This is a genomic window from Streptomyces sp. NPDC006510 (genome assembly GCF_040611955.1).
In the GTDB taxonomy this organism is placed as follows: Bacteria; Actinomycetota; Actinomycetes; order Streptomycetales; family Streptomycetaceae; genus Streptomyces.
Map to the genome: position 1 here is coordinate 1 of NZ_JBEXPH010000148.1, position 20,775 is coordinate 20,775.

Here is a 20,775-nt window from a genome sequence, read left to right on the forward strand (position 1 = left end):
TCTATCAGACTCTTTCGTGTCCGATTTCCCGGTCGAAGCGGGTCCTGCACCGCCTTCCAGTTCTTCGCTTTCGCGTTTCCCTTTCCAGCGATTCCGACTCTATCAGATCCTTTCGGGCCTGATTCCCAGTCAGCGGGGCTTGTCTTCCCGGCTGTTGGGCCGTTCCGACGAGTGAGACTTTAGCGGAATCCTGGGCCCCGACGCCAATCGGGGTCGCGCTCCTTCGAACGCGGATTCCTCATTTCGCAAATGCGCACAGAAAGTCCGGCGACAGATGTCGCCGACCAGATGTGGTTACTGCGGAATGGATGTCCGGGGACCGACCGGAGTCGGCGCTCACGTCGGACAACTCGGAGCACATTACGGATCCGGGCAGGCGGTGTCAACCTCGGGCGGGGCGGGGTCCTTGTGGAAGGCGAGGCGGTAGTCGCGGGGGCTGGTGGACAGGTGGGTGGCGAAGTGCTGGCGCATGGTGATCTCGCTGCCGAAGCCGGTACGGCGGGCGACCTCGGGGAGGGGGAGGTCGGTGCGTTCGAGGAGCTTCTGGGCTGCGGCGATGCGTTGGGTGATCAGCCAGCGCAGCGGGGTCGTACCGGTGGTGGCCTGGAAGTGGCGGGCGAAGGAGCGGGGGGACATCCCGGCGTGGGCGGCGAGGCCGGCGACCGTGTGGGGTTCGGCCAGATGGGCCAGTGCGAAGGAGCGCACCGCGGCGAGGGTGTCGGCGTCGCGGTCGGCGCGGGGTACGGGGTGCTCGATGAACTGGGCCTGGGTGCCGGTGCGGAACGGGGCCGTGACCATCGAGCGGGCGACCGTGGCCGCGACCTCGGCTCCATGGGTGATGCGTACGAGGTGGAGGCAGAGGTCGATGCCGGCCGCGGTGCCCGCTGACGTCCAGATGTTGTCGTCGTGGAGGAAGAGGGCGTCCTGGGTCACCTTCACTTGGGGGTAGCCGGCGCGGAGGTGGTCGGTGAGGCGCCAGTGGGTGACCGCTCGGCGGCCGTCCAGGAGGCCGGCCTGGGCGAGCGTGAAGGCTCCGCCGCACAGGGACGCGATCGGGGTGGCTCGGGCGTGGGCGCGGCGGAGGGCTTCGAGGACCGGGGCGGGGGCCGGCATCAGGTGGTCGTCGAGGCCGGGGACGACGATCAGGTCGGCGCGGGCGAGCCAGGCGAGGGTGCGGTCGGGGGTGAGGGAGAGGCCGCCGCGCAGGGCGATGGGGGTCGGTTCCGCGGCGGTGCGGCGCAGGTCGAAGGGCGGGACGCCGCGGTCGGTGCGGTCGACGCCCCAGACCTCCGTGATGACCGAGACGTCGAAGGCGCGGACGCCGGGGAAGGAGACGAGCGCGATGCGGGTGGGATCGTGGGAGCTCGCCATCGTGGCAGTAAACCATCGATCGATGGCTTTGTGACCTCTGGGCCGTGGGAATGCCGGGCGACAGGATCATTCCCATGGAGATCGCAGAGAACGCAGCGCTGATCGTGGTGGATGTGCAGGAAGGCTTCGAGGCGGAGGCGTGGGGGTCGCGGAACAATCCCGAGGCGGATCAGAACATCGCGGGGCTGATCGATGCCTGGCAGTCGAGCGGGCGGCCGGTGGTGTTCGTACGGCATGACTCGCCCAAGCCGAATTCGCCGCTGCGGGTGGGGCAGCCGGGGAACGACTTCAAGAAGTACGTGGAGGAGCGGCGTGGGAAGGGCAGCGGGCCCGAGCTGCTGCTGACGAAGAGCGTGAACTCCGCCTTCTACGGGACGCCCGATCTCGCGGAGTGGCTGGACCGGAGCGGGATACGGCAGTTCGTGGTGGTCGGGATCCAGACCAACATGTGCGTCGAGACGACGGCGCGGATGGGCGGGAACCTCGGGTACGAGGTGTTCGTCCCGCTGGACGCGACGTACACCTTCGATCTGACCGGGCCGTGGGGGTGGACGCGGACCGCGGACGAGCTGACGCGGGCCACCGCCGTGTCGTTGCACGGCGGTGGGTTCGCGAAGGTGGTGAACAGTGCGGAGCTGATCGCTGCCGCGGAGTAGGTCAGCCGTTGCCGGAGGCGAGTTCGCGGCTGCGGTCGCGGGCGGCTTCGAGGGCGGCGATGAGGGCGGCTCGCACGCCGTGGTTCTCCAGCTCGCGGATGGCGCTGATGGTGGTGCCGGCCGGGCTGGTGACGGCTTCGCGGAGCTTGACGGGGTGTTCGCCGCTGTCGCGGAGCATCACGGCGGCGCCGATGGCGGCCTGGACGATCAGGTCGTGGGCCTGGGCGCGGGGCAGGCCGAGCAGGATGCCCGCGTCGGTCATCGCCTCGACGAGGAAGTAGAAGTACGCCGGGCCCGACCCGGACAGGGCGGTGGCGGCGTCCTGCTGGGACTCGGGGACGCGCAGGGTCTTGCCGACGCCGCCGAAGATCGCCTCGGCGGTGGCCAGGTGTTCGGTGGTGGCGTGGCTGCCCGCGGAGATGACGGACATGCCCTCGTCGACGAGGACGGGGGTGTTCGGCATGACGCGTACGACCGGGGTGTCCGCGGCGAGGCGGTCCTCGATGAAGGCGGTCGTGATCCCCGCGGCCGCGCTGATGACCAGGCGGTCGGGGGTGGTGTGCTCGGCGAGCTCGTCGAGGAGCCGGCCCATGTCCTGGGGCTTGACCGCGAGGATGAGGATGTCGGCGCGCCGGGCGGCTTCGGCGTTGGTGACGGAATCGACGCCGTAGCGGTTGTGGAGTTCCTTGGCTCGCTCGGAGCGGCGGGTGGTGACCAGCAGGTTCGCCGGGCGCCAGCCCGCCCGGATCATGCCGCTGAGCAGGGCCTCGCCGATCTTGCCGGTGCCGAGGACTGCAACTGTCTGGGTCATGCGGTTCACCCTCCGGGCGGTGCTGACGGATCTCGGTGCTCGTGTCCGCCATCCTCGCACCGGCCCGTCAGGCGGTACGGCGGCGGAGGGTGGCGGCGCCGAGGGCGAGGACGAGGAGGGCGCAGCCCGCCACGACCAGGACGTCGCGGACGAAGTCGCCGGTGATGTCGGTGTGGCGGAGGACCTGGTTCATGCCGTCGACGGCATACGACATGGGCAGGACGTTCGAGACCGCTTCGAGGACCGGCGCCATCTGGTCGCGGGCGATGAACAGTCCGCAGAGCAGGAGCTGCGGGAAGATCACGGCGGGCATGAACTGGACGGCCTGGAACTCGGATGCGGCGAAGGCGGAGACGAACAGGCCCAGTGCCGTGCCGAGCAGGGCGTCGAGCAGGGCGACCAGGAGCAGCAGCCACGGGGAGCCGGTGACGTCCAGGCCCAGTGCCCAGACCGAGAGTGCGGTGGCCAGCAGGGACTGGACGATCGCCACGGCGCCGAACGCGAGGGCGTAGCCGGCGATCAGGTCGCCCTTGCCGAGCGGCATGGCGAGGAGGCGTTCGAGGGTGCCCGAGGTGCGTTCGCGCAGGGTGGCGATCGAGGTCACCAGGAACATCGTGATCAGCGGGAAGATGCCGAGGAGCGAGGCGCCGATGGCATCGAAGGTGCGGGGGCTGCCGTCGAACACGTACCGGAGCAGTGTGGTCATCACGACCGGGATCAGGAGCAGCAGCGCGACGGTGCGGGGGTCGTGGCTCAGCTGGCGCAGGACCCGGGCGGCGGTGGCAAGGGTGCGGGCCGGGCTCAGGGGCGGTGCGGCTGCCGGGTGGGGGCGGCTACGGGGCGCGGGCTGCGGGGCCGGGTGGGTGCTCATCGGGCGGGCTCCTGACGGGTGGCGGCCTGATCGACCAGGTGGAGGAACGCCTCTTCGACGGTGTCCGCGCGGGCGGCGGCGCGCAGCGCCTCGGGGGTGCCGTCGGCGAGGATTCCGCCCTCGCGCATGAGGAGCAGGCGGTGGCAGCGCTCGGCCTCGTCCATGACGTGGGAGGAGACGAGGAGCGTGGTGCCGTGCTCGGCGGCGAGGCGGTGGAAGAGGTTCCACAGGTCGCGGCGGAGCACGGGGTCCAGGCCCACGGTGGGTTCGTCGAGGACCAGGAGTTCCGGGGTGCCGAGCAGGGCCACGGCGAGCGAGGCGCGGGCCAGCTGGCCGCCGGAGAGGGTGCCCGCGAGGGCGTCGGCGTGACTGTTCAGGTCGACCTCGGTGATGGCGCGGGCGACGGCGGCGCGGCGGGCGTCCCGCTGCCGTCGGCCCGGCAGGAGGATCGCCGCGAAGTAGTCCAGGTTCTGCCGGACCGTCAGGTCGGTGTAGACGGACGGGTCCTGGGTGACGTACCCGATGCGCGGGCGGAGCGTGGGGTGGCCTGCGGGGCTGCCGAGCACGTCGAGGGTGCCGGTGACTTTGGCCTGGGTGCCCACGACGGCACGCATCAGGGTGGATTTGCCGCAGCCGGAGGGACCGAGGAGACCGGTGATCCTGCCGGGTTCGACGGTGAAGTCGAGGCCGCGCAGGACGGTGCGATCGCCTCGTACGACCGTGAGGCCATGGGCCTCGATGGCGGCACCCGAGCAATTCATCATGTGATGAATTTTGATCCCGGGGTGCCCTCACGTCAACCGGGGTGCATGCCCGTCAACCCGGTTGCCCTCCCGTCAAGAAGTAAGCAGGGGCGGGCCGGGGCTGATCGCCACGCTCAGGTCGACCGCGTAGCTCTCCTCGACCGTGCCGTCCGGGAAGAGCTCCGCGAGCCGGTCGCGCTCCTCGGCGAGGAAGCGCTGTGCGGGCTCCGCGCCGAGGACGAGGAAGGCGGAGTGGCTGCCGAGGTTGGCGAGGTGGGTGTCGAGGGACACCCGTCGGGTCCAGGGCACCCTGCGGTGCGCGAAGTCGAGCCCGGACGGCAGGTCGCGGGAGCGGACGGCCGAGCCGTGGGCGGAATCGCCGGCGCCGAAGAAGCGGCGCAGCCGGGCGTCCTGACCGGCGATCCAGGGGACGGAGTGGTCGGAAACGTTCCACCAGAGGGCGAGGGCGCCGCCGGGGCGCAGCACCCGCAGCGCCTCGGCGGCGGCGAGGGCCGGGTCCGTCCAGTGCCAGGCCTGGGCGTACGTGATCAGGTCGGCCGATGCGGTGGCGAGGGGGAGATGGTTGCCGTCGCCGCGCACGACGGGCAGCAGGGGGAGCGAGCGGTGGAGCTCCGCCGCCATGCCGACGCCCGGTTCGACCGCGGTGACCAGGGCGCCCCGCTCGTGAAGGAGCCGGGTGGAGATGCCCGTGCCGGCGCCGACGTCGATGGCGCGGGCGCCTCGCAGGGGGCGGTGGGCCAGTTCCTCGACGGCGTCGAAGATCGCGGGCGGGTAACCGGGGCGGGCTGCGGCGTACTGGGCGGCCGCGCGGTCGAAGGAGAGTGCGCGGGGCGTGGCGGAAGCGGCAGGGATCATGAGCCCATCGTGACGCGCGCCGGTGGTCTGCGCCGGTGCTTTCGGCATGTGCGCGACCGCCGGCGCTCGCGCCCTCGGGGGCGGATCCGGGCGGGCCGGACGGAGCCCGGTCGCCTACTTGCGCTTGGGGCGCTTGCCCTTGGGGGTCTTGCGGGCCGCCGGGTTCCCGGTGCGGGCCGAGCGGCGCTTCTCGAAGCGGGCCAGGGCCGTCTCGTACTCCGTGCGGTGCAGCTGCTCGCCCGGCGCCTCCCGGAACGTGCGGAGGAAGTACGCGATCAGCGAGCCGACGAAGCCGATGGTCTTGAGACCGCGCAGATTGGCCTCGCGCGCCGGATCGGCGGGGCGGCGGCTGAACCCTTCCCATGTCTTGCGGAAGGCGATGGCGCTACAGATGGCGAACATCAGGACGACCAGGATGCCGACGAAGCCGCCGACATCGGCGATCTGCAGTCCCTGGTAGGCGAAGCGGAGCACGAAGCAGGCGGCGACCGCGGCGGCCAGGGAGCCGACCGCGGCCCCGGCGCGGCGCAGCCCGTAGCCCCCGCTGTGGTCGACCCAGGTCGTACCGAAGAAGCGCAGGGGCTCGGGCTGCGGGCCGGGCGTGGTGGAGCCGGGCGTGGTGCCGGGGGCTTCGCTGTTCTCGCTCACGAAGTCGATTATCCCCGGGCGCTCGCGGACCCGGACGTGCCGGTCACCGTCCCGGTGGCCGGTCCGGTCAGTCGCAGCGCGGTGCGATGTAGCCGTCGCTGCCCGTGTGGACGTAGGCGTCCGCCACGAACTGGCCGTTGGCGATGTTGTCCCAGAGGTTCGAGGTGCCGTACGGGCCGGTGACCCGCTCCCCCGGCTTCTGGCAGTAGACCGGGACCTTCATTCCGTACGGGAGTGTCCTGACGATCCCGTACTTGGTGCCCGGTCCCGTGCGGACGTTGACGCGGTAGCCGGGCGCGATCGGATACCGGGTGACGTCGTCGGTCCCGGCAAGCGTCTCCACGTCCTCGGTGGCGTCGGTCGTGGTTTCGGTGACGTCGGTCGTGGTTTCGGTCTGCTCGTCCATGGCCATGAGGCCCTCCCCCGTTGAGAGTCGGTGTGTACGACGTGTACGACGCGCAGGCTACAAGCCCCGTCCGGATCGCACGCACCATCGACTAGGCTCCGTGCGTCGCGCTTGCGGACGAACACACGGGGGTGGGCGATGCCGCCGCTGCGAGGTACCGGAGCCAATCCGGAAGCGGAGCATCCGGAGTACGCCGGGCAGTACCGTCTTGAGGCACGTCTCGGCGCGGGCGGCATGGGAGTCGTGCACCTGGCGCGCTCCGCCTCCGGGCTTCAGCTCGCCGTCAAGGTGGTGCACCAGCAGTACGCGGCGGACCCGGAGTTCAGGGCACGTTTCCGGCAGGAGGTCGGAGCGGCCCGGCGGGTCAGCGGCGCCTTCACGGCACCGGTCGTCGATGCCGATCCGGATGCCGTACTGCCGTGGATGGCCACCCTGTACGTGCCCGGCCCCACGCTCGCCGACCAGGTGAAGCGGAACGGACCGATGGCCCCCGCCGAACTGCGCAGGCTGACGGCGGGGCTCGCCGAGGCGCTGCGCGACATCCATCGGGCCGGGGTGATCCACCGCGACCTCAAGCCGAGCAATGTGCTGCTCTCCGACTCCGGGCCCAAGGTCATCGACTTCGGGATCTCCCGGCCGTACGACAGCGATCTGCGCACCGAGACGGGCAAGTTGATCGGCTCGCCGCCGTACATGGCGCCCGAGCAGTTCCAGCGGCCGCGTGAAGTCGGGCCCGCCGCCGATGTGTTCGCCCTGGGGGCCGTGCTCGTCCACGCGGCGACCGGCCGGGGGCCCTTCGACTCGAACAGCCCCTACATCGTGGCCTACCAGGTGGTGCACGACGAGGCCGATCTGGCGGGGGTGCCGGCCGACCTGGCTCCGCTGATCGGGCAGTGCCTGACGAAGGACCCGGCCGGACGGCCCACCCCGGACGAGATCATGACTGCGCTGCGCCCGCCCTCCTACGAAGCCGCCGCGTTCATACCGTCGCAGCGGCGGCCGGTCGCCGCCGGAGCGGAAGCCGATGCCGGGGCCTCGGCGGCCCTCGTCCCGGAGACCGGGGCGCGCGCCGGCGCGGACGCGGACACGCACGTGGGCGAGGGCGCGACGGCGCGGGGCAGGAAGGCGGCCGGCGACGGTGGCGGCAAGCGGCGGTGGCTGGCGGCCACCGCGGCGCTGCTGGTCATGGGGGCCGGCGGAGTGTGGGCCGCCGGTACGGGGTTCGACTTCGGCGGGCCGGGCGGTTCCGGCGAGCCGGGCGGGGCGAAGGGCGCGGCGGAGGAGTTCGCCCCGTGGCGGACGCCGTTGCGTACCGCCGGCAACTCGACTCCGGCCTGTTCCCCGGCGGATGGCTCCGGTGAGGAGGAGTCCGGCCCGCCGACGGCGCTGTACTGCGCGGCGGGCGGTATCGGTGTGACCCGGCTGAACCCCGCGGACGGCCGGGTGCTGTGGTCCCGGCACGGCGCGGGGAACACCCCGTCGGTCAACGTGGTGTCGGTCTCCGGCGGTCTGGTGCATACGGCGGTGCCGGGCGGGAAGCTCCGGGCGTACGACCCCGCCGGGGGCGAACAGGTCTGGGACGCGGATCTCTCCCCGTACGTGGGCACCCCCTTCGACGCGGGGGACGCGCTCCTGCTGGTCGCCGAGGACGGCACGACCGAGGCGCTCGACTCCGCGACCGGGGTGTCCCTCTGGCGGCATTCGCTCGCCGGGCACCAGCGCCCGGACTTCGCGCTGTACGACGACGGCACCGGGCTGGCCTACGCGTTCGAGCACTCGGCCTACGGGTCCACCACGCTGGTCACGGCCGTCGACGCCACGACGGGGCGCACGGCATGGCAGCGGCGGCTGGACGGGATGCTGACCCCGGTGGGGGCCTCGGACGGTGCGCTGGTCCTGACGGCCATGAACGGGGACGCCCAGACCGTCGGGCTCGTCCGCTACGAGCCGGAGGCGCGGAACGTCGTACGGATCGCACTGCCGTTCCGGATGAACGAACCGGAGGTCGCGGTGGGCGGGAACACCGCCTATCTGCTGGCGCACGGCGGGACGCTGGTCGCCGTCGACACCCGCCCGGCCGGCGGCGAGACGGTCCGCTGGCAGCTGGAGACCGCTGCCGGACGGACCTCCGCGCCCGTCCTCGCCACCGGGAACCGGCTGTACTTCTCGGCGGCGGACGGGCGGCTGCTGGCCGTGGACACCGAGCACGGGAAGCTGCTGGGGCAGACGGGCCCACGGCTGCGGAACGGGAGGCTCACGTACTCCTCGGCGCTGCCCGCCCCCGTCGCCGCCGGCCGGACCGTCTTCGGGACCGCGCCCGACGGGTCCGTGTTCGCCGTGGACGGGCAGGACCCCTCCCGCTGGTGAGAGCGGGCGGGGGCCTCGTAGGCCGGCCTCGTCGGCCGGCGGACTGTTCAGCCGAGCTTGGACACGTCGCGCACCGCGCCCCGGTCCGCGCTCGTCGCCATCGCCGCGTACGCGCGCAGCGCGGCCGAGACCTTGCGCTCGCGGTCCTTCGGCGCGTAGACGCCGTTCAGCGCCTCGCGGCGGGCGGTCAGCTCGGCCTCGGGGACGAGGAGTTCGATCGACCGGTCCGGGATGTCGATCCTGATCCGGTCACCGTCCTCGACCAGCGCGATCGTGCCGCCCGACGCGGCCTCCGGCGACGCGTGGCCGATGGACAGGCCCGACGTACCGCCGGAGAAGCGGCCGTCGGTCACCAGGGCGCAGCTCTTGCCGAGACCGCGGCCCTTGAGGAAGGAGGTCGGGTAGAGCATCTCCTGCATACCGGGGCCGCCGCGCGGGCCCTCGTAACGGATGACGACGACGTCGCCCTCCTTGATCTCCTTGCGGAGGATCTTGTCGACGGCCGCCTCCTGCGACTCGCAGACGACCGCCGGGCCCTCGAAGGTCCAGATCGACTCGTCGACGCCCGCCGTCTTCACGACACAGCCGTCCACGGCGAGGTTCCCCTTGAGGACCGCGAGGCCGCCGTCCTTGGAGTAGGCGTGCGCCAGGTCGCGGATGCAGCCGCCGGCCGCGTCCAGGTCCAGCGTCTCCCAGCGCTCGGACTGCGAGAAGGCGGTCGCGGAACGGACGCATCCGGGCGCCGCGTGCCACAGCTCGACGGCCTCCGGGGACGGGGAGCCGCCGCGGATGTCCCAGTTCTTCAGCCACTCGGCGAGGGAGTCGGAGTGCACCGAGTGCACGTCCTCGTTGAGCAGGCCGCCGCGGTGCAGCTCGCCGAGGAGGGCGGGGATACCGCCGGCCCGGTGCACGTCCTCCATGTAGTACGTGCCGCCGGGGGCCACGTTGGGCGCGACCTTCGACAGGCAGGGGACCCGGCGCGAGACCTCGTCGATGTCGTCGAGGTCGTAGGCCAGCTCGGCCTCCTGCGCCGCGGCGAGCAGATGCAGGATCGTGTTGGTGGAGCCGCCCATCGCGATGTCGAGCGCCATGGCGTTGTCGAACGCGGCGCGGGTGCCGATGGAGCGGGGCAGGACCGTCGCGTCGTCCTGCTCGTAGTAGCGCCTGGTGATCTCGACGACCGTCCGGCCGGCCTCCTCGTACAGCGCCTTGCGGGCGGTGTGCGTGGCGAGGACGGAGCCGTTGCCGGGGAGGGAGAGGCCGAGGACCTCGGTCAGGCAGTTCATCGAGTTGGCGGTGAACATGCCGGAACAGCTGCCGCAGGTGGGGCAGGCGTTCTCCTCGATGCGGAGGATGTCCTCGTCCGAGATCTTCTCGTCGACGGCGTCGCTGATCGCGTTGACCAGGTCGAGCTTGCGGACCGTGCCGTCGACGAGGGTGGCCTTGCCGGCCTCCATCGGGCCGCCGGAGACGAAGACCGTCGGGATGTTGAGGCGCATCGCGGCCATCAGCATGCCGGGGGTGATCTTGTCGCAGTTGGAGATGCAGATCAGCGCGTCCGCGCAGTGCGCCTCGACCATGTACTCGACGGAGTCGGCGATCAGGTCGCGGGAGGGGAGGCTGTACAGCATCCCGCCATGGCCCATCGCGATGCCGTCGTCGACGGCGATGGTGTTGAACTCGCGGGGCACGGCGCCCGCGGCCTTGATGGCGTCGGAGACGATCCGGCCGACCGGGGCCAGGTGCGTGTGGCCGGGGACGAACTCGGTGAAGGAGTTGGCGACCGCGATGATCGGCTTGCCGATGTCCTCGCTCGCTACGCCCGAGGCCCGCATAAGGGCGCGGGCGCCCGCCATGTTGCGGCCGTGGGTGACAGTGCGGGACCTCAGCTGGGGCATCGTCTCTCGCTCCTTCGACGTTAACGACTCCCTCCGAGCGTACGCCTCCGGCTCCAAGATCTGGACACAGTGTCCGATATGCGGGACGAGGTGCTCGGTGGGTGGCTGGGCTTCGGTCGCGGTTCCAGAGGTCTCAGGATTCCGTCAGATAGCGCTGCAGCGTCGGCGCGACCATCTCGATGATCTTCTCGGGATCCACCGAAGCCAGCGGTTCCGCCCGGATCACATAGCGGAGCATCGCGATCCCGAGCATGTGCGAAGCCGCCAGTTCCGCGCGGAATGTGGCGTCCGGTACGTCCAGTGCCTCCGCGATCCGTTCGAGGAGCCGGCGCAGGACGATGCCCCGGAGGACCTTCGCCGCCGCCTCGTGGGTCAGCGCGGATCGCATGATCGCCAGCAGCGGGGCCCTGGACGCCGGGTTCTCCCACACGGCGATGAAGTAGCGGGCCAGCCGCTCCCCCAGGCCGTCCGTGCCGTCGCCGAGGATGGCCGGGATCACCAGGGCGGGCTCGAAGGAGAGCTCGATGGCGGCCGCGAAGACCTCGTCCTTCGTACCGAAGTAGTGGTGGACCAGGGCGGAGTCGACGCCCGCCGCCTTGGCGATGCCGCGGACCGAGGTCTTGTCGTAGCCGCGCTCCGCGAATTCGGTGCGGGCCGCCTCCAGGATGCGGGTGCGCGCGTCGGGACCGGTGGTCTCGGCGGTACGGGAGGGACGGCCGCGACGCTTGGGGCCTGAGGGGTCTGCGGGGTCCGAGGGACCTGCGGGTCCCGTGGGGTCCGAGGGGCCCGTCGAGTCCGTGGGGTCCGTGGGGTCGCTTGTCATGGGCGCGGCGCCCGGGTCGGGGACGACGCCAGGTGGAGCCGGGTGAAGGCCAGCGCCTCCGCCAGATCGGCCTCGCGTTCGGCGGTGGACATCGCCCGGCGGGTGTTGACCTCGATGACCACATGGCCGTCGAAGCCGGTACGGGCCAGGTGCTCCAGGAGTTCGGCGCAGGGCTGGTCGCCGCGGCCGGGCACCAGGTGCTCGTCCTTGTTGGAGCCCTTGCCGTCGGCGAGATGGACGTGGGCGAGCCGGTCGCCCATCCGCCCGACCATCCCCATGCCGTCCGTGCGGGCCGTCGCGGTGTGCGAGAGGTCCACGGTGAAGTGGCGGTAGTCGTCGTTGGTGACGTCCCAGTCGGGGGCGTACGCGAGCATCTCGCGGTCCCGGTAGCGCCAGGGGTACATGTTCTCGACGGCGAACCGCACATCGGTCTCGTCCGCCATGCGCCAGATCCCGGTGACGAAGTCGCGCGCGTAATTGCGCTGCCAACGGAACGGCGGGTGCACGACCACGGTCGTGGCCCCGAGCTTCTCCGCCGCGGCACGGGCCCGCTGGAGCTTCACCCACGGATCGGTGGACCAGACGCGCTGCGTGATCAGCAGACAGGGCGCGTGCACGGCGAGAATCGGCACCTGGTGGTAGTCCGAGAGCCGCCGCAGTGCCTCGATGTCCTGGCTGACGGGGTCGGTCCACACCATGACCTCGACACCGTCGTAACCGAGGCGCGCGGCGATCTCGAAGGCCGTCGCCGTCGACTCCGGGTAGACGGAAGCCGTCGACAGGGCGACCTTCGCATCCGGGATGCGCACCACTGGTTCTGCCACTGGGACAGCGTACGGGCAGTGGTACGCCGCGCCGAGAGGCCCGGTCGGAAAGTGAGACGGCCCATGGCTGCTCCCGGCCGCCGGACCGGCCCCCGGCGTCGCCCGCCGGGACCCCGCCGTGCCCGGCGCGCTCAGCCCAGCGCGGCCCGCTCCGTCGGCAGGTGGTCCAGCCGGCGCAGGATGACACCCTCGCGCAGCGCCCAGGGACAGATCTCCAGCTCCTCGACCCCGAACAGATCCATGGCCCCCTCCGCGACCAGCGCCCCGGCGAGCAGCTGCGCGGCCCGGCCCTCGGAGACGCCGGGCAGATCGCCCCGCTGCTCGGCCGTCATCGCCGCCAGCTTCGGCACCCACTCCTCCAGCGCCTTGCGGGTGAGGCCGCGCTGTACGTACAGGCCGTCGGTGGAGCGCGCGGCGCCCGCGATCCTGGCGAGCTGCTTGAAGGTCTTGGACGTGGCCACGACATGGTCCGGGCGGCCGAGCCGGGTGAACTCCCCGACGCTGCGGGCGATCCTGGCCCGGACATGGCGGCGCAGCGCCCTGACCTCCGCCGGGTCCGGCGGATCGCCCGGCAGCCACCCGGCGGTGAGCCGACCGGCCCCGAGCGGCAGCGACACCGCGGCGTCCGGTTCCTCGTCCATGCCGTACGCGATCTCCAGCGAACCGCCCCCGATGTCCAGGACCAGCAGCCGCCCCGCCGACCAGCCGAACCAGCGGCGCGCGGCGAGGAAGGTCAGCCGGGCCTCCTCCGCGCCGCTGAGAACGACGAGGTCGACGCCCGTCTCCTCCCGCACCCGGGCCAGCACCTGGTCGGCGTTGCTCGCCTCCCGCACCGCGGACGTGGCGAACGGCAGAACGTCCTCGCACCCCTTGTCCTCGGCGGCCTGGAGCGCGTCGGAGACCGTCGCCACGAGCCGGTCCACACCGTCGGGGCCGATCGCCCCGTCCTCGTCGAGAAGTTCGGCCAGGCGCAGCTCCGCCTTGTGCGAGTGCGCGGGCAGCGGGCGTGCGCCGGGGTGCGCGTCCACCACCAGCAGATGCACCGTGTTCGAACCCACATCGAGGACTCCGAGTCTCATACCCGGAACGCTACCGGGACCGCGGACTTACTCTTGGCGCGTGCCAAAGACGAAAAAGGCGAAGCCGGGCAAAACCACGAAGAAGCAGAAAACGAAGCAGGAGATGCAGCAACAGGATGTGAACGGACCGGACCGGTCCGAAGACGAGACGGGGATCGACTTCGCTCGCGCCTGGGTCGAGTTCCCGGACCCCGCGGACGACGAACAGGTCTTCCGCTGCGACCTGACCTGGCTGACCTCCAGGTGGACCTGCATCTTCGGCAGCGGCTGCCAGGGCATCCAGGCGGGCCGGGCGGACGACGGGTGCTGCACGCTGGGCGCGCACTTCTCGGACGAGGACGACGAGAAGCGGGTGGCCCGCCATGTCGAACGGCTGACCCCCGATCTGTGGCAGTTCCACGACGTCGGTACCGGGACGGGCTGGGTCGAGGTCGACGAAGACGGGGAGCGCCAGACCCGGCGCTGGAAGGGTTCGTGCATCTTCCAGAACCGGCCGGGATTCGCGGCGGGCGCGGGCTGTTCGCTGCACATCCTGGCGCTGCGGGAGGGCAAGGAGCCCCTGGAGACCAAGCCGGACGTCTGCTGGCAGCTGCCGATCCGGCGTACGTACGACTGGATCGACCGGCCCGACGACACCCGGGTGCTCCAGGTGTCGATCGGCGAGTACGACCGCAGGGGCTGGGGTCCCGGCGGTCACGATCTGCACTGGTGGTGCACCTCGGCGACCTCGGCGCACGGGGCCGGGGAGCCGGTGTACGTCTCGTACCGGCCCGAGCTCACCGAGATGATGGGCAAGGAGGCGTACGAGCGGCTCGTCGAACTGTGCGAGGAGCGACTTTCCTCGCTGCTGCCGATGGCGCCGCACCCGGCGGATCCGGTCGATCCGGCGTGACGGCCGGGGTGTGAGCCCCGGCCGGCCCGCCTCAGCCCGCCGGGGTCGTGCCCGGCCCCGGATCGGTGGGGGTCGTGGTGCCGGACGGGTCCGGGGACGGCGAGGGATGGTCGGTCGGGCCCGGGTCCGTCGGGGTCGGCGTGGGGTCGCTCGGGCCGGGTGTCGGGTCGGTCGACGGCGTGGGGTCCGGTGAGGACGTGGGCGGGAGCGACGGGCCGGTGGTGGCGGAGGGTTCCGCCGGGTGTCCCGGGCCGCCGGGCGAGGGCGGCGTCGCCCCGTGTCCCCGGATCACCACCGCCGAACCCGACGGGGCGAGTGCGATGCGCGCGCTCCACGGGCCGGCCGGTTCCCGCCAGTGGTCCACGAGGGCGTGGATCGTGACGCTCTCCCCCGCGGCGAGCGTGCCCGAGTAGCGGCTCAGCCGCACCCAGGACGCGTCCGAGCGGGCCGACCAGGCGACGGGCGCGCCGCCCGACGCGGTCAGCCGGATCAGGGTCGTGCCGCCGGACGAGCGGGCCTCGACGGTGAGCCCGTCGACGCCGTCCCGGCCCGGCCCGGAGCTGATCACCTCCGCCGATACGTCCGGGGCGTGGCCGTCCTCGAAGCGGGCACCGGGCTGGGGGCGGGCATTGCCCGCGTTCTCGTAGTGGCCGTCCGAGGTGCCGTCGGGTCCGTACCCGGCATCGCTCTCGGTGGCGGTGACCGAGGAGCCGTCGTGGCCCTCGCCGGTCTGCGGAGCGCCGCGGTAGGCGGTCCACAGCGCGATCACCGGGGCGGCGACGACCGTCGCCACCACCGTCGTCGTCACGACCCTGGCCCGCAGCCGGTCCCGGCGCGCGGCGTGGTCCTTCGGGTCCATCGGGAAGCCCGCCCGGTCGAAGCGCGGGCCGCCGGAGCGGTTCCGCTGGGCGTGGACCATCGCGACGTACGCCGAGGGCCGGGGCGCCTCGACGACCGGCAGCGCGGCGGCCGGGGTGACCGCGGCGCCGGGCCAGGGGCCCTCGGCACCGGCCCGTTCGGCGGCCCTGCGGCAGCGGGGGCAGTCGTCGACGTGGCGGACCAGTTCGCGGCGCAGGGCGGCGGAGAGCAGGATGCGGTGTTCGCCGGTGAGCCGGGCGACGGTGGGGCAGCTGCCGGTCTCGACGACGGCGAGGGCGGCGCGGGTGCGCTCCACCTCGCAGGCCGCGGCGGCCAGGAGCTCACGGGCGGCCGCCGGTTCGAGGCCCAGGACGGAGGCGACGGCGCGCGGGGCGAGGCGGTGGCGGACGGCGAGTTCGAGCGCTTCGCGCTGCTCGGGGGTGGTGCCGGCGGCCTCGGGCCAGGCCAGCCGGGCGAGTTCACGGCGGTGCGCCTCGGCGGCGGCCTCGGTCTCGGGAGCGCGAGCGGGGCCGAGGGCGGCGCCACCCGGCGTGGACGCGGCGGTGACGGGGGGCGTCGCGGCGACGGCCGGGGGCGTACGGCGTCCAGCGCGCGCTCCCTGGACGGCCGTACCGCCCAACTCCTTGCCCGGAGGCCCGCCCGCCCGCTTCGTCTCCTGCTTCGACTGCGACGACTGCTTCGAGGAGAGTCTGCCCGGCTGCTTCCCGGCCTTGTGCCGGTGCGCCTGACGGCCCTGCTTCTGCTCGGCGAGCTTGCGCAGACACATCCATCTGGCCAGCGCGTACAGCCAGGATTTACGTTCCTCCTCGCCCGCAGGGCACCGGCCGCCCTGCCGTTCCGCGATCGCGAGCACACCGCCGAGCGCCTCGGTGGCGGCGTCGTGGTCGCAGAGCACGGAGAGGCAGTAGGTGAACAGGCCGTCGAGATGCGGTTCATACCGGGCAGGCGGCCGACGCGGCGAAGAGTGCGCCGAGAGACGGGGCGCACTGCGCCCCGCCCGGTGTGCGCCGGTGGTGTGCGTGGGGGGCTCCAGACCGCTGCTCGTCACCTTGCGACCGTAGGCAGCACGCGGCACACCTTTCGCTCCCCTTCGGCACTTTTAATCCTTACGGGTGAACGTATCCCTCAAAAGGGGACAGGAATTCCCCATTCCGACGGAAGCGCCGCAGCCCCCGGAGGGTGCGCCCCACTGCCGGGCACCGCCGCCGTGCACCGCCGCCGGACCGCGCCCGACGGCATTGTCGTACCTCACCTATACGGTTGCGCCATGGCTGCCCGTACGAAAACCGCGAAGGACCGGCCGTCCTACCGCTGCACCGAATGCGGCTGGACGACCGCCAAGTGGCTCGGCCGCTGCCCCGAATGCCAGGCGTGGGGGACGGTCGAGGAGTTCGGCGGCGCCCCCGCCGTGCGGACCACCGCGGCCGGCCGGGTCAGTACCGCCGCGCTCCCCATCGCCCAGGTCGACAGCCGGCAGGCCACCGCCCGGTCGACCGGCGTCGGCGAGCTGGACCGGGTCCTGGGCGGCGGGCTCGTCCCGGGTGCCGTCGTACTCCTCGCGGGTGAACCGGGCGTCGGCAAGTCGACGCTGCTGCTGGACGTCGCCGCCAAGGCGGCGAGCGACGACCACCGCACGCTCTATGTCACCGCCGAGGAGTCCGCGAGCCAGGTGCGGCTGCGCGCCGACCGGATCCGGGCGATCAACGACCATCTGTACCTCGCCGCCGAGACCGACCTGTCCGCGGTCCTCGGCCATCTCGACGCCGTCAAGCCCTCGCTCCTCGTCCTCGACTCCGTTCAGACCGTCGCGTCGCCCGAGATCGACGGGGCGCCGGGCGGCATGGCACAGGTCCGGGAGGTCGCCGGCGCCCTCATCCGGGCCTCCAAGGAGCGCGGCATGTCGACGCTCCTGGTCGGCCATGTCACCAAGGAGGGCGCGATCGCGGGGCCGCGGCTGCTGGAGCATCTCGTCGACGTGGTGCTGTCCTTCGAGGGCGACCGCCATGCCCGCCTGCGGCTCGTACGGGGCGTCAAGAACAGGTACGGCGCGACCGACGAGGTGGGCTGCTTCGAGCTGCACGACGAGGGCATCACCGGCCTCGCCGACCCCTCCGGGCTGTTCCTCACCCGGCGCGACGAGCCGGTGCCCGGCACATGTCTGACCGTCACCCTGGAGGGCAAGCGGCCGCTCGTCGCCGAAGTGCAGGCGCTGACGGTCGATTCCCAGATCCCTTCGCCCCGGCGCACCACCTCCGGCCTGGAGATGTCCCGGGTGTCGATGATGCTCGCGGTCCTGGAGCAGCGCGGCCGGATCAGCTCACTGGGCAAGCGGGACATCTACAGCGCGACGGTCGGCGGTGTGAAGCTCTCCGAGCCCGCCGCGGACCTCGCGGTCGCGCTGGCACTGGCCAGTGCCGCGAGTGACACACCCCTGCCCAAGAACCTGGTGGCGATCGGCGAAGTGGGCCTCGCGGGCGAGGTCAGAAGGGTTACGGGGGTCCAGCGCAGGCTGGCCGAGGCGCACCGGCTGGGCTTCACGCACGCGCTGGTTCCGACCGACCCGGGCAAGGTCCCGGCCGGTATGAAGGTCACAGAAGTCGCCAACATGGGCGATGCGCTGAGAGTCCTCCCGCGCCGGTCTCGTGCACAGGCCCCCCAGGAGGAGAGCGCACGCCGGTAGACTTTGCCCTGGTCTCGCCCGTCCGTACGAACGGTACGAGGGACGTAAGGGCACCGCAAACCTGTGACCGGAGGAGTGCAGTGGCAGCCAACGACCGGGCAGCATCGCCCGGAAAGTCCGGCCAAGGCACCGGTAATGAGGCGCTGATGCGCGCCTCGCTGAGCGCCGTGGCGCCCGGAATGGCGCTGCGGGACGGACTGGAGCGCATCCTCCGTGGCAACACCGGCGGGCTGATCGTGCTCGGCATGGACAAGACCGTCGAGTCGATGTGCACCGGCGGATTCGTGCTGGACGTGGAGTTCACCGCGACCCGCCTGCGCGAGCTGGCCAAACTCGACGGCGCGCTGATCCTCGACAAGGACATGACCAAGATCCTGCGCGCCGGCGTGCAGCTGGTCCCGGACGCCTCCATCCCCACCGAGGAGACCGGCACCCGCCACCGCACGGCGGACCGGGTCTCCAAGCAGTGCAACTTCCCGGTCGTCTCGGTCTCGCAGTCGATGCGCCTGATCGCGCTCTACGTGGACGGGGAGCGCCGGGTCCTGGAGGAGTCCGCCGCGATCCTCTCCCGCGCCAATCAGGCGCTAGCCACCCTGGAGCGGTACAAGCTCCGGCTCGACGAGGTCGCGGGCACGCTCTCCGCGCTGGAGATCGAGGACCTGGTGACGGTCCGGGATGTCACGGCCGTCGCGCAGCGGCTGGAGATGGTCCGCCGGATCGCGACCGAGATCGCGGAGTACGTGGTCGAGCTGGGCACCGACGGGCGGCTTCTCTCGCTCCAGCTCGACGAGTTGATCGCGGGCGTCGAGCCGGAGCGCGAGCTGGTCGTGCGCGACTATGTGCCGGAGCCGACCGCGAAGCGGTCCCGTACGGTCGCCGAAGCGCTGACCGAGCTCGACGCGCTCTCCCACACCGAGCTGCTCGAACTCCCGGTCGTGGCACGGGCGCTGGGCTACAGCGGCTCGCCCGAGACGCTGGATTCGGCGGTCTCGCCGCGCGGCTTCCGGCTGTTGGCGAAGGTGCCGCGGCTGCCCGGGGCGATCATCGACCGGCTGGTGGAGCACTTCGGCGGGCTGCAGAAGCTGCTCGCCGCCAGCGTGGACGACCTCCAGACGGTGGACGGCGTCGGCGAGGCGCGGGCGCGCAGCGTGCGCGAGGGACTGTCACGGCTGGCCGAGTCGTCGATCCTCGAACGGTACGTGTAGAGCCGGCGGCCACCGAGCCGGTACGTGGACAAGGGGCCCGGGAGACCGGGCCCCGCCGCGTTTCCCGGGTCGGCCCCGGCGCTCGCGCTCAGTCCTTCGCGAGGACGAACGAGGCGCGCTGCACCGGCTCGCCCGGCGCCTTCGCCTCGACCAGATACGTACCGGGCCCCGCCGTCCCCGCGGGCGGCGTCGCGCACTGCGGGGAGCTCTTCCTGCGGTCCCACTCCACGGTGTGGATGACGGTCTCGCCCGCCGGAACCTTCAGCAGCAGCGCGGCCGCGTCGCGCGGGCAGTCCTTGGAGGACCACACCTGGTTGTCGTCGCCGCCGGCCTCGGTGATGGTGAGCACCGCGCTCTTCGGCCCGAAGTCGGCCTTGCAGGTGGTGGCCGAGGTGTTCTTGACGACCAGCTTGAACTCCGGCTTCTCGCCGGGGCCGTAATTGAGTTCGGTGCTCAGGCTCAGCCGCAGTGCCGCGGGGGTGCAGTCGGGGAGCGGGGAGGAGGCCGGGACCTGCTGGCCGGCCGTTCCGCCGCCACCGCTCGCGCCACCGGCTCCGGTGTCGGCTCCGCCGCCCGCGTCCGTACCTCCGTCGGAGCCCGCGCCGGTACCGTCGCTGTCTCCGCCGTCACCGCCCGAGTCGCCCGACTCGTCGCGTCCGCCGGGCTGTTGGCTGATGGCCGGGCCCGAGCCTTCGGGGCCCGGCGTGATCTCGCGCGCGGGACCCGAGCCGGCGGGCCGGGAGTCGTCCTTGTTCTCCTTGTCCCCGCCCGAGGTGACGACCCATACGATCAGCAACGCGAGCAGCGCGACGAGCGTCGCCGCTACGGCCCTCCGTCGCCAGTAGATGGTGGAGGGAAGCGGCCCGATCGGATTACGCAAAGATCCCACGGCTCAAACTGTACGAGAGATCGGCGCCAACTCCCGCCCCACCCGCCGCCCTGGGCCTCAAGTTTTACGGATCATCATCACGGACGGCCCGTTCCGGCCCCGTACGGCCGCCGAGTTGGCCTCCGGGCATCGCCCGGATGAACTCCCGGTTTCATTGACTACCCTCTGTCACATGGATAGTTCAGTTACGGCTCCGCTCTACCGGGACATCACCGACTTCGCACATGACATGCCGTCATGGGTGCAGCATCTGGCCGAGATATGGACGGAGCTCGGGCTCCTGGTCTTCGGTGTCCTGTTCATCACCGGGTGGTGGCGTGCCCGGAGCCAGGGCGACGGCGCCCTGGCGCTGGCGGTGCTCGCGCCCGTCGCGACGGCCTTCGGCTATGTGGCCAGCGAGGTGCTCAAGTCGGTGGTGGACGAGGAACGCCCGTGCAGGTCGGTCGCCGGCGCGGCGGCCTCGCTGGTGACCTGCCCGCCGACGGGCGACTGGTCGTTCCCCAGCAACCACTCCGCGATCGCCGGTGCGGCGGCCGTCGCCCTCGCGATCGCCCGGCCCCGGCTGGCCTGGCTCACCGTGCCGCTGGCCCTGCTGATGGCCTTCTCCCGGGTCTTCGTCGGCGTGCACTACCCGCATGACGTCGCGGTCGGGCTGCTGCTGGGCGCCGCGGTCTCGGCCCTGGTGGTCGCCGTACTGCGCCGCCCGGCGCGGTCGCTCGCCCGGACGGTACGGAGCAGCGGGGCGCCGGTGGCGGCCTGGGCCTCGGGTCCTGGCATCTTCCTCAGTACGAGGTCGGCAACCTGATGGCCGTCATGCCAGGGCATCTTCGTGACTTTGCCGAGAGCGACGATGCCCG

The 20,775-nt window shown here is 72.1% G+C and carries 19 protein-coding genes; 6 read left to right on the forward strand and 13 right to left on the reverse strand.

Features of this window, described 5'->3' with window-relative positions:
- Nucleotides 1-360: 360 nt before the first annotated feature.
- Nucleotides 361-1,371: a helix-turn-helix domain-containing protein gene (locus tag ABZY11_RS32275; protein ID WP_356482551.1), complete on the reverse strand. Its 1,011-nt coding sequence runs from the start codon at nucleotides 1,369-1,371 to the stop codon at nucleotides 361-363.
- Nucleotides 1,372-1,445: 74 nt separating this feature from the next.
- On the opposite strand from ABZY11_RS32275, the gene ABZY11_RS32280 reads away from it, so the two are divergent.
- Nucleotides 1,446-2,027 carry a cysteine hydrolase family protein gene (locus ABZY11_RS32280; protein WP_356482552.1) on the forward strand — a complete coding sequence of 194 codons (582 nt, stop codon included), beginning with the start codon at nucleotides 1,446-1,448 and terminating at the stop codon, nucleotides 2,025-2,027.
- A gap of 1 nt (nucleotide 2,028) precedes the next feature.
- Here the strand turns inward: ABZY11_RS32280 and proC are convergent, their stop codons facing one another.
- The 6 genes from proC to ABZY11_RS32310 form a co-directional block, all read right to left on the reverse strand.
- Nucleotides 2,029-2,838 (reverse strand): pyrroline-5-carboxylate reductase, encoded by an 810-nt coding sequence (gene proC / locus ABZY11_RS32285; protein WP_356482553.1) that lies wholly within the window; start codon nucleotides 2,836-2,838, stop codon nucleotides 2,029-2,031.
- 67 nt (nucleotides 2,839-2,905) lie between these two features.
- Nucleotides 2,906-3,709, reverse strand: a complete 804-nt coding sequence (locus ABZY11_RS32290; protein ID WP_356482554.1) for an ABC transporter permease — start codon at nucleotides 3,707-3,709, stop codon at nucleotides 2,906-2,908.
- Nucleotides 3,706-4,473, reverse strand: a complete 768-nt coding sequence (locus tag ABZY11_RS32295; RefSeq protein ID WP_356482555.1) for an ABC transporter ATP-binding protein — start codon at nucleotides 4,471-4,473, stop codon at nucleotides 3,706-3,708. The genes ABZY11_RS32290 and ABZY11_RS32295 overlap by 4 nt, the downstream gene beginning before the upstream one ends.
- Nucleotides 4,474-4,545: 72 nt before the next feature.
- Entirely contained in the window at nucleotides 4,546-5,328 is a 783-nt protein-coding gene (locus tag ABZY11_RS32300) for a methyltransferase domain-containing protein (RefSeq protein ID WP_356482556.1), read from the reverse strand.
- A gap of 114 nt (nucleotides 5,329-5,442) precedes the next feature.
- Nucleotides 5,443-5,976 carry a hypothetical protein gene (locus ABZY11_RS32305; protein ID WP_356482557.1) on the reverse strand — a complete coding sequence of 178 codons (534 nt, stop codon included), beginning with the start codon at nucleotides 5,974-5,976 and terminating at the stop codon, nucleotides 5,443-5,445.
- Between the two features lie 67 nt (nucleotides 5,977-6,043).
- Nucleotides 6,044-6,388, reverse strand: coding sequence for an SH3 domain-containing protein (locus tag ABZY11_RS32310; protein WP_356482558.1), 345 nt, complete (start codon nucleotides 6,386-6,388; stop codon nucleotides 6,044-6,046).
- A 132-nt stretch (nucleotides 6,389-6,520) separates the two neighbouring features.
- Between ABZY11_RS32310 and ABZY11_RS32315 the strand changes: the two genes are divergently transcribed.
- Nucleotides 6,521-8,749 carry a serine/threonine-protein kinase gene (locus ABZY11_RS32315; protein ID WP_356482559.1) on the forward strand — a complete coding sequence of 743 codons (2,229 nt, stop codon included), beginning with the start codon at nucleotides 6,521-6,523 and terminating at the stop codon, nucleotides 8,747-8,749.
- Nucleotides 8,750-8,796: 47 nt separating this feature from the next.
- Here ABZY11_RS32315 and ilvD read toward each other — a convergent pair whose 3' ends face one another.
- The 4 genes from ilvD to ABZY11_RS32335 all read right to left on the reverse strand — a co-directional run bounded on the left by ilvD (nucleotide 8,797) and on the right by ABZY11_RS32335 (nucleotide 13,373).
- Nucleotides 8,797-10,647 carry a dihydroxy-acid dehydratase gene (gene ilvD, locus ABZY11_RS32320; protein ID WP_356482560.1) on the reverse strand — a complete coding sequence of 617 codons (1,851 nt, stop codon included), beginning with the start codon at nucleotides 10,645-10,647 and terminating at the stop codon, nucleotides 8,797-8,799.
- 133 nt (nucleotides 10,648-10,780) lie between these two features.
- On the reverse strand, nucleotides 10,781-11,470 hold the full coding sequence (locus ABZY11_RS32325; RefSeq protein WP_356482561.1) for a TetR family transcriptional regulator: 690 nt from the start codon (nucleotides 11,468-11,470) through the stop codon (nucleotides 10,781-10,783).
- Nucleotides 11,467-12,294, reverse strand: coding sequence for a sugar phosphate isomerase/epimerase (locus ABZY11_RS32330; protein WP_356482562.1), 828 nt, complete (start codon nucleotides 12,292-12,294; stop codon nucleotides 11,467-11,469). The genes ABZY11_RS32325 and ABZY11_RS32330 overlap by 4 nt, the downstream gene beginning before the upstream one ends.
- Before the next feature lie 131 nt (nucleotides 12,295-12,425).
- Nucleotides 12,426-13,373, reverse strand: a complete 948-nt coding sequence (locus ABZY11_RS32335) for a Ppx/GppA phosphatase family protein (RefSeq protein ID WP_356482563.1) — start codon at nucleotides 13,371-13,373, stop codon at nucleotides 12,426-12,428.
- Between the two features lie 40 nt (nucleotides 13,374-13,413).
- On the opposite strand from ABZY11_RS32335, the gene ABZY11_RS32340 reads away from it, so the two are divergent.
- On the forward strand, nucleotides 13,414-14,265 hold the full coding sequence (locus ABZY11_RS32340; protein WP_356482564.1) for a hypothetical protein: 852 nt from the start codon (nucleotides 13,414-13,416) through the stop codon (nucleotides 14,263-14,265).
- A 31-nt stretch (nucleotides 14,266-14,296) separates the two neighbouring features.
- Here ABZY11_RS32340 and ABZY11_RS32345 read toward each other — a convergent pair whose 3' ends face one another.
- On the reverse strand, nucleotides 14,297-16,192 hold the full coding sequence (locus tag ABZY11_RS32345) for a hypothetical protein (protein ID WP_356482565.1): 1,896 nt from the start codon (nucleotides 16,190-16,192) through the stop codon (nucleotides 14,297-14,299).
- A 219-nt stretch (nucleotides 16,193-16,411) separates the two neighbouring features.
- Here ABZY11_RS32345 and radA point away from each other — a divergent pair, with 219 nt between their 5' ends.
- Together radA and disA are read left to right on the forward strand one after the other, a co-directional pair.
- A complete protein-coding gene (gene radA, locus ABZY11_RS32350; RefSeq protein WP_356482566.1) occupies nucleotides 16,412-17,824 on the forward strand; it encodes a DNA repair protein RadA in 1,413 nt (470 codons plus the stop codon).
- An 80-nt stretch (nucleotides 17,825-17,904) separates the two neighbouring features.
- Nucleotides 17,905-19,029, forward strand: coding sequence for a DNA integrity scanning diadenylate cyclase DisA (gene disA / locus ABZY11_RS32355; RefSeq protein WP_093547386.1), 1,125 nt, complete (start codon nucleotides 17,905-17,907; stop codon nucleotides 19,027-19,029).
- An 88-nt stretch (nucleotides 19,030-19,117) separates the two neighbouring features.
- Here the strand turns inward: disA and ABZY11_RS32360 are convergent, their stop codons facing one another.
- Nucleotides 19,118-19,918, reverse strand: a complete 801-nt coding sequence (locus ABZY11_RS32360; protein ID WP_356482567.1) for a hypothetical protein — start codon at nucleotides 19,916-19,918, stop codon at nucleotides 19,118-19,120.
- Between the two features lie 172 nt (nucleotides 19,919-20,090).
- On the opposite strand from ABZY11_RS32360, the gene ABZY11_RS32365 reads away from it, so the two are divergent.
- Entirely contained in the window at nucleotides 20,091-20,723 is a 633-nt protein-coding gene (locus ABZY11_RS32365; protein WP_356482568.1) for a phosphatase PAP2 family protein, read from the forward strand.
- Nucleotides 20,724-20,775: the final 52 nt, after the last annotated feature.